This window comes from Rosettibacter sp. KY25 (genome assembly GCF_057554405.1).
This window is the reverse complement of the sequence record NZ_BAAJAO010000018.1, coordinates 26,945-40,851: the sequence shown is the minus strand read 5'-3', so window position 1 is coordinate 40,851 and position 13,907 is coordinate 26,945. Positions and strand designations below refer to the sequence as shown.

At 34.8% G+C, this 13,907-nt stretch carries 5 protein-coding genes and 1 CRISPR repeat array; all 5 genes read right to left on the bottom strand.

Annotated features, from left to right (window positions below; all coding sequences use genetic code 11):
• The 5 genes from AC27L2_RS10760 to AC27L2_RS10740 all read right to left on the bottom strand — a co-directional run bounded on the left by AC27L2_RS10760 (position 1) and on the right by AC27L2_RS10740 (position 13,902).
• Entirely contained in the window at positions 1-2,823 is a 2,823-nt protein-coding gene (locus tag AC27L2_RS10760) for a DEAD/DEAH box helicase family protein (protein ID WP_487211775.1), read from the bottom strand.
• Complete coding sequence (locus AC27L2_RS10755; protein ID WP_487211774.1) at positions 2,823-4,628, bottom strand: site-specific DNA-methyltransferase; 1,806 nt, start codon at positions 4,626-4,628, stop codon at positions 2,823-2,825. Before AC27L2_RS10755 ends, AC27L2_RS10760 begins: the two co-directional genes overlap by 1 nt.
• Positions 4,629-4,642: 14 nt before the next feature.
• Complete coding sequence (gene radC / locus AC27L2_RS10750; protein ID WP_487211773.1) at positions 4,643-5,332, bottom strand: RadC family protein; 690 nt, start codon at positions 5,330-5,332, stop codon at positions 4,643-4,645.
• The gene (locus AC27L2_RS10745) at positions 5,329-8,148 is read right to left on the bottom strand and encodes an ATP-dependent helicase (protein ID WP_487211772.1); all 2,820 of its coding nucleotides are present in this window, start codon (positions 8,146-8,148) and stop codon (positions 5,329-5,331) included. The genes radC and AC27L2_RS10745 overlap by 4 nt, the downstream gene beginning before the upstream one ends.
• Positions 8,149-10,039: 1,891 nt before the next feature.
• Positions 10,040-11,559: a CRISPR direct-repeat array (repeat unit 30 nt; unit sequence GTCTCAATTCCACTATGGTTCGATTCAAAC).
• Between the two features lie 921 nt (positions 11,560-12,480).
• Positions 12,481-13,902, bottom strand: a complete 1,422-nt coding sequence (locus AC27L2_RS10740; RefSeq protein ID WP_487211771.1) for a DUF5723 family protein — start codon at positions 13,900-13,902, stop codon at positions 12,481-12,483.
• Positions 13,903-13,907: the final 5 nt, after the last annotated feature.

Below are 13,907 nucleotides of genomic sequence, written 5' to 3'. Positions count from 1 at the left end.
TTATAACAATTTTTCGTTTAATGTAGAATCTGATAATAATTTCAGAAATTCGCTAAATGAATTTCTAGCAAATTTAGCATAATTACCTGTAATAGCGATATAACTACTGTATGGTACCTTTAAATATTGCCATTTAATTCCCGTCAATTTTGTAACTTCTTCACACCATTCAATTGCTCGAGCATCTTTGTTAGGAACATCAGGGTCTTCCTGTCCTTTGGTTTCTATTAACCACATTATTTTATTGCCGTTTTCCGTTTTTTGCTCTGCAACGAAATCTGGATAATAAATTCGAATCGCCCCGCGTGTGCCAAGATATTCTATGAAGAATCTTGTGTAGCTCTCTGCAAGTTTAGCAAATTTTGTAATATCTTTTGCATGATCAAGGAATTCTGCAAAATGCTTCTCAAAATCATTGAAACAAGGAGTGATATTGAAAACTGTCTTCTCACATTCAGTCCATTCTCTCCTCCAATAAAAACCTTCTGTTTCCATTAATCTAATAGGCTCGTTTTTCATTTCTGTTTTTGTTTTAACTGTGCATTGTTTACCAAGTTCTAATGCTAATATGGATACTATCCTATCCGTCACATCTGCACGTGATAATTGCCTGCGGATTGATTCGTGCTCAAGATTAACGAGAGTACCAAAGAATATTTCTTGAATATATTTTTTTACAATAGGGACAACCAATGCAAATTGTCCATCAAGCCTTGTTTCCTTAATTATTCTCTGTGCGAGGTGAGATATAATCTCGTGACTCTCAGGAATACCAGTATCTATTACAACTTGCTTCTGAGCAACAACTTTCTGTGTTACGGTTTCTATTAATTCTACTTTTGTAATCCTTCCATCCTTGATGGTAAGATTCATGGGATTCTTCTCAAGAACTGATACATCAAATGATGATAACCCTTCAAATTGCCTTTTATGTGATGGTGTAAGTATAGGGATTTCAATATTATATTTGCTCTTTATTTTTACAGGATATATATGGACACCAATAGGCGGTGGAGTCTTTGTAACTCCGATGCCAACACCTTCGACTTCCAAACTTCGTACAAAATCTTCGAATGCCTGTGTGCCTATTAGTTCCACAATTTGTACATATTGTGGCCCAATACCACGCATTAATCGCAAACCTCGTCCTACCGCTTGTTCTGGTAAAATATTTGCCTTTGATGTAAACGGACGCAGACCAAGAATAACAGAAACATTCTGAACATCCCATCCTTCTCTCAACATTAAAACACTTACAACAGCTCTAATTTTATTATTAGGCAAATCGATTGAACGTGCAGCCTCACGTGCAGATTCCAAGTCTTTCTTTGAGATTTCACCTTTCTTATCTGTATGAATTAAAAGTGTACGATTTCCCTTAAACTGTTCTTTTGTCTGCAAAAATTCATATATATCATCGGCATCATTTGTGTTCTCAGCCATAATAAAGAGCACGGGTTTCTTCTTTACTTTCCCGTAAGCTTCGTAGTGCTCTTTCCACCGACTAATTGCTGTATTTATCCATTCGGCGTATGCCACACTAGCCCGTGTATATTTTTCTGGGTCTGCTTTATCAACTTGATGGACAATGAGCGGAGCCTTTACAATTCGATCTTCAATTGCTTGAGCAAGTGGATAATCACATACAATCCATGGGAAAAATGTACCATTCTGATCTTTTGGAGTAGCTGAAAAATCAAGATGGAGAGAGATACCCTTCCTATATTTTTCTTTTAAATTTTCATGTAAATTCATTATCACTTTGTACCACTCTAAATCAACATCGTGAACATGATGTGCCTCATCATTCATAATCAGTAATTCATCATGCTTTTTAATACGTTCCAACATATCTTCTTCCCAAGATCCCACTTCAGATTTAGGAGCGGGACCTAACAATTTTTGAACAGGATTGCCAAAATCATCTCTATTGTTTTTATCTTCATACAATTGGTGGATATTTGTTAAGTATAATGTACCCTCTGTAGAAGATTTACGGGATTCACCGCGCATAATGCATGTCATTTGCCAGTCATGCTTCCATTCAGGAGGTATCATCGGATACTTTGTAAAGATTATACCATTTTCGAAATCAAGACGAAGACGCTCAAAGACAATAACATTGGGTGCAATAATGAGAAAAGTTTTGCTGAGAGGTGAATGCTTTTCATATTTCCTATGAAAATATGACCACACAGTAACTAATGCCATGACAAAAGTTTTTCCAGAGCCAGTTGCCATTTTTACAGCATAGCGAGTTAAATCGGGTGGGGGTAGTTCTTGTTGAGCTATCTGTCCAGTCTCGGGAACTCGACGAACGAGAATACGTTCACTCTTGGCTGTTTCAATAATTTTCTTTCTCTGTGCAAAAAGATCGTCTCCATAGGCTTGTGGATCCATGTATAGTTCAGCGAGAATTGCATTATCTTTAATGCCTTTAACCTCATAGAGATATATAATCGTTTCAATAGCTTCGCGCTGGCAAAAATAAAATTTGAACTCTTCGCCGTTAATATAGTGTGTTTCATCGAACCACCATTCAAGTAAACGAAACGATGTATTTGATATTCCAGAAGGCTTAGTGTACCCGGAATCTCTCCATGCATCAACTTCTTTACGGATTTGTTCAACAAGAAGGTTTTTGCTCGGACGTCGTTCATTTATAATATTGTATCCACCTTTGCCGTCCTTTACAAGATGCATTGTCGGTCGCTCATATTTATTTCTATTAGGGATCTCCGGCAACTTTTGTTCAAGACTTATAATTGTTTTTTTCTCTCCTAAGATTTTCGTTTTCCTTGTCGATTTTCTTCTTTTAGACATTATGATTCTACCTCCACCAACCTTGTGGTATCATTTCCAAAAATGTCAATGACTTTTATGAGCACCTTGTGTTTACCTTTCTTTTCGTATGTATGTGGATCGGATTTCAGTGCAAGTGTGCGATCCTTGCGGGTGCGATATGATTGCCACATGTTGTGGAACGTATCATCATTGTAATCCCAATCGACTGCCCAGTAGTCAATATAGTCTGCCCACTTTTTAATTTTGGAACGCACCTCTTCGGGGATGAGATCGTGATTTGGAATGATAAAGTCCTTTAGTTCGGCTACAAATTCACCGTGTTTGTTTTTGTTTACTTCTGCTTCAAGATATGCAAGTTCATAAAAAGTAACATCGCCTTTCTCTGCGGCACGGGGATCCATTACTTCCCGAGGTATATGGCGAAGTTGTAAATCTACACCCTGCTCTTTGGCAAATTTCTGAACAACGTCGTGCAAGCCCATTTCCCATTCCCAGCCAAGGATATCAAGAGCAGATTGCTTCATCTTCTTGCACTCTTCAACACATGCTTGTATATCTGCAAGCGTGACAGGTGCATCCACAGCACCAACATGTACAAGGCGTTTTCCTTTTTTACCATGTATCCACATTGTACCTGTGATTGGCTCAGCGTGGTAAAGCTCAAGGATAAACTTAATATACTCGTAGAGAGGGAGTTGCTCATCTGTTTTTTTAATAAATGTAATGCCCTGCCAGTACTGACGCTCGTACTTACCAAGGTTTTGCACAACAAAAGGTTTACAGCCTTCAATGTCTAAGAGGCGTTTTCTTGTTGTGTGGATGGCATACCTGCCAATATCTGTCATTATCCAGCGCCGACCCAATTTCGCCGCAACTACGCCTGTCGTACCAGACCCACAAAAGAAATCTGCTACAAGATCGCCTTCGTTTGAAGAAGCTTTAATGATACGCTCAAGAAGAGCTTCTGGTTTTTGGGTGGTAAAACCAGAAATTTCATTATGCTTATATCCAATAGTTGCTATGTCAGACCACCAATCTTCGGGTAGTTTACCTCTTTTGTCGAGTTCAATAAGATACTTATCGTCTTTTCTTCCAGTTAATGTGGTTTTACCTGTAGCCAAACTAGATTTTTTATAAGGAACTCTTATTGCATCAGCGTTGAATATATATTCTATATTCTTAGAATACCTTAGTAAATTATCATGCTTATCTGGAAAATCTTTTCCTTGTTTTGATGGTCCAGTGTAACACCAAATAATCTCATTTCTAAAATTATCTTTTCCAAAAATTTCATCCATAATTAGCCTAATATGACTATTTACTCTAAAATCTAAATGTACATAAATACTTCCCTTTTCACTTAATAGTTCTCTCATTAGGACCAATCGTTCGTACATCATCTGTAGATATGAATCCAAACCTTTACCCCAGGTATCGCGATAGGCTTTTTCTTCTATTGCGGATGGCTCTTTTGTCCATTCAAGGTCGCCTACTTCAATCTTTACACTAAAATCTGCACCCGTCGCGAAAGGTGGATCGATATATATCAGGTCAATCTTACCTGCAAACTCATCAAGAAGGGAAGACATTACATATTTATTATCACCCCAGATCAATCGGTTATACCATATATTTTGGTCAGGTTTATTTTGCTTTCGAAAGATTGTGTCTTTCTCTTTTTCCCGTGTTGCGCGGGATTCATTTATTGTTTCAATTGTCTGGAATGGCAGGGAAATTCGTTCTACTTCGGTCTTTTTCCCCTGCCAGTAAAGTCCAGTGGGCATGTTGTTTGTATTGTTTTTATTGTTTTTGTTGTTTGGCATTTTACTATTCTCCTTTAATCAAAGAAACCATTTTTTCTATAGCTATAGAATGTATCGTCACTAATGATAATGTGTTCCTGCAAATCGATATCTACAGTTTTTAAAGCATCTCGAATAGCTTTTGTAATAGCATCATCGTTTCCTGAAGGCTCTGCAACACCGCCGGGATGATTGTGGGCAATGATAACTGCGGTTGCATTCTGCTTTAATGCACTTTCTACAATCCTGCGTGGAAATGCGACTGCCTCTGTAACAGTACCTTCTCCAAAGTCTTCTGCAGAAAGGAGTTCATTCTTGCTGTTGAGATATAATACGTGGAGAGTTTCATTTTTCCTTCCACCAAGAACAGCACGAAGATATATAACGAGATCATCGAGCTTAAGAAAAGCTTTTCTTACGAGTATTGCATCCTGGAAATATTTTGTTATTGTCTCGCGGAGAATTTTCAAAAACAAAGCGGCGTTGTTCCCCAAACCTTCAATAGCTTGTAATTCTTCTTGCGATGCATCGAGTATATGTGAGATGGTTTTGAACTTATGAATCAATGCTTTGGCGGCCGGTTTAGTATCCTTTCGAGGAATAGCATACGTAAGTAAAAGTTCTACAATCTCATAGTCGTGAAATCCTTCAAACCCGGATTTTATGAATTTGTCTCTTAATCTTTGTCTATGTCCTTCTGCGTGTTTTTGGTTTGTTGATTTCATATTTTCCTTTGCGGACAAATTTTTTTCCAGTCACATGCTTGACATACATGATTATTTTTAGCATCTCTTGGAAACGAACGTGACATTATACTTTTAATAGTATGAGAAATTGTCCTCATTGCCAAATCGAGCTGTTTTGGTGTAATCGGTATTTCAATTCTGGATGCTTTTTTATCATCAAGAAAATGTAAATATGCTTTTTTGACATTTAGCCCTAGAGCCTCTCTTGCAGCTATTGTATAGAGCTGTACTTGCAGGGGCATCTGTTCTCCTTCGATACGGTGTTTTCCTGTTTTGAAATCAATGATCTCTAATATATTATCATCTTCATTATCACTTCGCTTAAGTAAATCTATCAAACCTGAAATTAAAGCGTTTTCTACTTCCAGTTCAAATGGTCGTTCGGTTTTAATACTCAGCAAAAAATCTTTCCTCCAGATTCTCATGTAGTTTTCGATGCAATTCATTGCACCTTTGGCTAATTTTTCCCGCACAGTATTAGAGGCATATCTAAGATAAAAATGCTGTTTTATCAAACGAATAACTTCATTGAGAGATGGTACCTTTTTAGTTTCCTGCGCCTTTTTATGAAGTATGTTTATTATGTTATGAATTTGCTTACCATATCCCAGTGCTTCTACTAATTGAGGATTAAATCCATAGATAAACCGAAGTTTATAATCATATCCGCACGAAATATAATAACTTAATTCGCTGTAGCTTGTTGGGAATCTGATTTCTGTGTCGCCTTGTTTTGGTTTGCTTTTTACACGGCGTGCAGGATCTGGTATGGGTTTCGTTATACAAAAAGTATCTGGTATTTCATTGAAATATGGTAAAGGTTCTCGAAGCCGTGTTGTTCCTATTGCTTGTTTAGGATAGGATATACAAAGAAATTTTTTTGCTCTTGTCATTCCAACATAAAAAAGTCTTCTTTCATCAAAATTACTGCCTTTGTAGCGTGTGAAATCAAATTTATTTGGGTCAAGAAATCCAGTATCGAGTGGCCAATCTTTTCTTTTAACACTATATGGCATGAAAACTACGGGAAAACCAAGACCTTTCGTAGCATGAAGAGTCATAACCTGAACGGCATTTAAGGAAAGTGTTAAATCATCACCCGCACCAGCATCATAATTACCTTGTGCATAATCTAAAATGAACCAACAGAAGCCTTTTATATCACGGTAGGTTGTATAGGTTCTTGTCAATTCATAATCTGTGATCGCTTGACTCACTCGTCCAAGATTATAGAGTTTTATTTCTTTTTCTCCTTGTTTTGCTGGGTCTCTATCAAAGTGTGTATTTTCATTTTGGAAGCCAAGACCATAGAGAATATCCATGTACAATCCTTGCAGAGAGAGGCGACTTTTATTTTTTACCTGTTGCTTCAAAATCTCGAAGTACTTCATAAACTGCTTCTTTGAAGAGACCAAGAAATGGTCTTTAGCATAATCGTATATATTTTCTATTTCTGGTACCTGACCTTCACCAGTTTCTCTATCCCAAATTTTCCCGAAGTCTCCAATATAAGAAAGAAGTTCAAAGATGATATCGGCTTCAGGAGAGTTAAAAAGTCCGCCAATTCCTGAGACCGCAACTGGTATTCCAGCTTCTTGAAGTGCGTCAATATATGGTTGAGCATCGTATCGGACAGAGCGGAAGAAGATAGCTATATCAGAGTAGGTGAGACCGCGAGGTTCTTTATCTTTTTCTTTATATTCAACACCGATTAATTCTTTAATTCTATCAACGATAAATTTAATCTCATCCTCCTGGTTTTTAAACGTTAACTTATATATATCTCCTTTTTGTCCCTTGCCACTACCGGGGTTCATCAATTTTTGAAGTCTATTTGGGTTGTTATTTTTAATCACAGTATTAGCACAATTAATAATATAATCTGTGGACCTGTAGTTGGTTGTAAGTTCATATTTATAAACATTTTTATATCTCTGCTCAAATGTAAGAATATTCTCCACAGTGGAGCCGCGCCATTGATAAATTGATTGATCATCATCGCCGACTACACAAAGATTCCCATTTTCTCCTGCTAGAAGATTAATTAATTTTTCTTGTATTGGATTCACATCTTGATATTCATCAACGGTGATATGTGTATATTTTTCACGAACAGCTTTTAGCAAATTGGGGTCAGACTTCAAATGATTTACGGCGATACTTATCATACTACTAAAGTCGAGGAATCGTTTTTCTTCTAATGCTTTTTCATAAATCGTGAATGCTTCCGTAAATGAATCAGAGATCGATACTTCTTTAGGGCTTAGCAATTCTTCTCTTACTATATCTACACTTCTTAAAAAAGAATTCAGAACCCAACTTTGTTCAGTTTGTCTAAATGGTCTATTAGAGTTACTGTATAATAAATCCAAAAGCGATTTATAATCAATATCGTTTTTAATAGAACTTATAAAAGCATATCGCTTGCCTTCGTCAAGAACATCGTAAACTCTATACTTTGGAATAAATTCCTGTAAAAGTTTGAAACAGAAACTATGGATGGTACCAACATACATGTCTCCCATATCTGGTTGGCGTCCAAGAAGTTCTTTAATATGATGGCGTATGCGGAATTTCAGTTCTTCAGCTGCACGTTCTGTAAATGTAAAGGCTACAATATTTTCGGTTTTGGCTATATCTTTATAAATAAGAAAAGCAATTCGCCATGATATAAAATCTGTTTTTCCTGCCCCAGCACATGCAATTATTTGGAGATTCCCGGATAAAAGACGAGGATTTTCACTAAATAATTTTTCAAGCTCTAATATTCTATTATTGGTTTGATATGGAAGCATTTATTATAAAATCAATAGATATAATTACCAATATATAATTGTTAATTTTGTAAATAGTAAAATTAATTTCAAGAATATTGTTATTTATCCATTACACTTATATGTAAAACAATTTTAACAATACAAGACAAATAAAAAATTTGTAAATACATTAACACAAAAAATAAACTATATATTAGTTAATTAATTTAATTGTTTAACGCACTAAATATAATAAAGAATTTTATGATGGTTTCCCACTAAGAATTTAGAGAGTGATGAACATATTAATCTAATAGAGGCGAATAATCAAACATACAGGTTAAAAATCATCGTTACGCTTTCTAATTAGATATTACAAGGAATGTCTCCAGATAAATAATATAAGGCATATTATGTTCTCGACCTCCTGAAAGGACCAATTCTTTATAAGATTTTACAAGGTTGTAGATTAGATGTGAAATTTTCAGGTAAGTAAGTGACGGAATCAACTAGTATTTTTATCAGTTAACTGTGCTTTTACAGTTATAGAATGTTACTCTTTTTCTTTTGAATCAAATTTTATCACCCAGATTTTACCAAATTAGCCTTCCCTAGACCATCATTACTAAGTTTATTAAATAACAACTTCCTGCATTTTATAAAGGCACGACCAATGATCTTCGCTGATTTATTCTGCGAACACAGACACTCACTGTACAAATTTTAACCATATGCAAAATAGAAAACTTCCATTCCTGTTTCATTCTTGTTTTACAATTATTGATTATGTGTCCCATCTTTTTTCGTAAATTCTTCCAGATTTTTGAATTCCAATCGCTGGACTTCAATTCATTACGATAAGCTTTTAAAACAGACTCGAGTTCGTAATGAAACTTAGTTGCATTAATTGATTTAGTAGTAGAATCAAACAAATCACCTGACCTTTTTATAAGCCAGCCGTTCGTAGTTTCCGCTTGATGTAATATACAACTACGCACCCCTTCATAAAAGTCATCACTCAAATTGTAAAAAATACCTAATTCCCATTTTTTGGTCTAAACAACGTTTGAAAAATTTCTTGAACACTTTTCTGCTTTTTATTTTTTGAGTTCTCTAATCCCTCCCAGAATGATTCTAAAACTTCTATCATTAAACAACAGAGTGCCATAATACAAAAAACATTTTTTTGTTACGATCCACTCTTAAAGGGTTAAAGTACCTTTCTATAAAGCGTTCTTCTATAAAATCTGCAATTCGTAAGCGATCCTTTTCCTCATCAAATTTACAGTACTTCTTTATTGTTACTGAGATAGAAAGACTAATACTTTCAAACTCCATTTTCTCCCTCGTGATAAGTTAAGTATTTATTAACAAGTAAAATCAAATCTTAGAAAGAATACCTTTTAATTATCCGCACATTTGTAATGCAATCTAAATAAAAACATAACTCAAACTAAAATAAAAGATTACTGTTTGATAATCAATAAATCAAATTCGGAACAACATCCAGTTCATGCAAGCATTTAAGCAGCTAAGTTATAACAACTTTTTTGAGATGTAGAACTTATTAGGAATGTTCTAGTGGGATGTACAGCGGATGCAGGAATTTTCATAGGCAAGAAATATAGGCAGTGATATTCTGAAGTGCAGTGTTATGATAAGTGTATTTTTTACACTTATGTGTAATATCAGATGCGAAGAACAACATCTTTTTTTAGCGGAAAGTTTTTAATTGCTTACTGCAGAAATACCTAGAGCACTTTCTTAATTTTTTTCTACCCCCCTTTGCTAACCATAAATTTTCTTTTTACTAAATTCTTTCATTGACAGGTGACCACTATGGTTTATCCGCCTCCCGTTATTGATTCCATTGCATTGGCGGATTCGATTCAAACCAAGACAGGGAGGTTAACGTGTACTATCAAGTGCGGTCTCAATTCCACTATGGTTCGATTCAAACCAGCAAACTTCTCGCTTACAAATAATTATTGATATTCTGTCTCAATTCCACTATGGTTCGATTCAAACTAAAGATCCTCTTGTTAAAAATTTAATCAATAAATATGTCTCAATTCCACTATGGTTCGATTCAAACAAAAGATGAGGAAAAATTAATCTTAGCACTTGCTCAGTCTCAATTCCACTATGGTTCGATTCAAACAATTAAGAAACTTCAGGATACTCTCCCTTATGGGGGTCTCAATTCCACTATGGTTCGATTCAAACAATTCCTTGAGTTTGAGAAAGAAGCTGAATACAAAGAATAGTCTCAATTCCACTATGGTTCGATTCAAACTTTGAGTTGAGTATAAATTTTTAATCGAACTACAGTAGAAGTCTCAATTCCACTATGGTTCGATTCAAACCAGATTCTGCCATTGTTGCTGTTTTGGATGCTATTACGTCTCAATTCCACTATGGTTCGATTCAAACTTAATGCACGGGGAGTCGAAGGAGAACACTGGTACGAGGTCTCAATTCCACTATGGTTCGATTCAAACAAAACCAGGTGACAGTAGCCTTGCAAAGGCTACAAAGTCTCAATTCCACTATGGTTCGATTCAAACGGGTCTTCCGGTCAGGGTGGCTCGACCACAAGGCCAAAGGTCTCAATTCCACTATGGTTCGATTCAAACGGAATATATGCTCATCAAACGAGTGGGTTTGTCCCACCGGTCTCAATTCCACTATGGTTCGATTCAAACAATTTGAACGAGTTATAACACCAGAGCTCATTATGAGCTGTCTCAATTCCACTATGGTTCGATTCAAACTTAAAGCCTGGGATGAGGCTTATAATCTCAGAGGCAAGGTCTCAATTCCACTATGGTTCGATTCAAACTGAAAGATACAAAGTAGAAATCAGGATATTATATCCTGAGTCTCAATTCCACTATGGTTCGATTCAAACTCAAAGTATGCCCGCTGATGATGAATCGGCGGGCATTTGTCTCAATTCCACTATGGTTCGATTCAAACATTAATTAAGAGGAGGCACATTGAAAACAATCATTGGTCTCAATTACACTATGGTTCGATTCAAACGGGCGTTAGGTTCGAAGAAATAGAGGAGAGAGTTGATTTGTCTCAATTCCACTATGGTTCGATTCAAACAGTACAAGGAAGAGGCTCATAAGATATATGAAAAGCAGTCTCAATTCCACTATGGTTCGATTCAAACCAGCAAACTCTTTAGCAAGCTGTTTAGCGGTATTTCTGTCTCAATTCCACTATGGTTCGATTCAAACCAAAGAACTCGCCTACAAGTTCGCTTCTGCTGAAGTTGGTCTCAATTCCACTATGGTTCGATTCAAACGGCTAGAAGAGGTTAACTTCCTACTCGAAAGAGTAGGAGTCTCAATTCCACTATGGTTCGATTCAAACCAAATGAATCCCAGTAAAATGCTGCTATCATAAATGGTCTCAATTCCACTATGGTTCGATTCAAACAGCCAATTTTCTTTGCAAATATATGCATTTATTTTTCAAAATCAAATCTTTTTTTATTCTTAAGAAAAAAATTTTCCGTGAACCTCATTTTTGCCAAAAATACTGGGAGGTTCACCCTTCATTTTTAGCTCATTTTCGCAATTTTTGTCATTTTTTCGCCAATTGTCTAATTTTTTATACGCAGGTTCACCGACGAGCCTGCGTTTTTACGCTGTTTTCGAAGGTTTTTAAAAAAACTGCTCATATCGACGAACGCATTTATCCACAATCTTCTTTCATAGTTTATGCAGATTTATTAATTTGCCATACGAAATTTAATCAAGTTAAGCTTTGTTGGGGCATATATAGTCAATGTAAGATTCTGTATGCCTACAAAATTTCAATTGTACTTCAATTGTACTTCAGTCTAAAAATGATACAGCAAGGCATATCTGCATAACTTGTTTTTAAGTAAGGAGTTACGGGAATTTAATAGTTCGAAAAGGGAATAAATACTTATGACTCATAATCAGCGGGTCGGAGGTTCAAGTCCTTCTGGGCCCACAAGAAAACCCCATTTTTAGCGTAAAATGGGGTTTTTTATTTGCTATAAATTAAATTTGTCCCGCTGATTAGGCTTTTAAAATGATTATTTAGTACTAACTTTTGTTGTAACTCTAAACGGAACGCTTTTATAAAATTTAGTGATATGATTAAAATGCAGCTTCGGTAATTTCCTTAACCAGTATTAAGAATTACATAGATTTTTTCTTAAATAGTTAATTTGTTCATAATATACAATAGAAAAATTTTCAACTAGCTTTTATTGTCATTACACATTCTACATTTAATATATTTCGATTCAATCATATCAATACATCACATTAATCCATTGTGTAATATGCTTGAGGCTCTTCTAATTTAGTAAGAACTTATTAGGATTTATAAAAATCTGATTATGCTGCCAAATGCAATTGAAAAGTTTTTAGCTTTATCTGGTTGAAATATATTTAGTAAGTCTAATGTTCCAATATTCATTTCTATAAATCCAAAATTTAATCCACAACCAAAAGACCACTTAACTTTTTCAATATCTCCAATTAATAATCCACTTCTTATACTTAATATTGTTTTAGGTGTATATTCAATGCCTAAGACTATTCTTGGAATTTTTGAATTCCCAAATTCATTATTGAATCCTTGATGATATTCAATTAATATGAGTAATTTATTGTCAGAATAATAATTATATGTTTTATTTGTCCATACTAATCCCAAATGCATTGCAGTTGCCATATTCAATTTTAATGAGCTGATATATTTCCCATTTCCTGATAGAACTGCTTTTAATGAATCAATCTGGTTTTTATTAGTTAAGTCATCAACGTAAAAGAAATTGTTCGAAGAAAATTCTGCTACATTATTATACCAGTTAATCGAACCAATATCTGTAAATGACAATGAAAGTGAAAACTTTTGGTTTACTCTAGAAGTTAATCCAAAGTCAATTCCAACACCATACCCTGCAGGTTTTGGAATAAAACTAAATGTAAAATTCTTTTTAGGTCTTTTATCAAAATTGTATCTTATATTGAAATCTTCTGAAGAGACTAAATATATTAGATAATCACTCTTGCCTGATAATGCATTCCCCTCCACGGTCTTAAATTCTGTATTTAGTCTTTCAACTTTAGAATAAAAATAACCACTTACAAAATTCAGTGAAGCTCCTATATACAATCCCTCCAAAAAATTTATCATGTTAGAATATGTAACAGATGTTTTTCTTAACCACCATGAATTAAACTTAGCATCATTAAAGTTATAAATTCGTCCGGGAATATTGCCATCAAGAAAAAGTGCTATTAAACTTTTGGGTATTGTTAGTGAAAATGATATTCTATCCGTAACCGAAAATCCAAATGCTCCGATTTTCTTTGATGGTTGAATTTTAATACCAATCGATTGTATAGAAATATCAGAATAAATTGAACTTCCATTTTGAAATATGTTTTTCAAATTTTGTTTATCATCTTCGGTAAGTTTTCTACCATTAAGCTCATTATTTGCTCCTGTTACTTTAGTCCCAAAGTAATAATTATAATCACTAATCGATAAAAAATTTGTTCCTGCAGAAAATGATAAATGTGGAATTGGTATTGACAAGTTCATTTCAGATATTGAAGATGAATCTTGAAAAAGATTTGCAGGATTTTTACCAACAGCATATAAACCAAAAGATGAAGAAAAGGCTTTAGCAATTCCAATTGATTTGGCATCGGTAATTCCATAAGACCCGATTCCTTGTCCATATATTTCTAATAAACTTATTGCTAAGATTATAAGTGAAAAAATATTCTTCATATTTC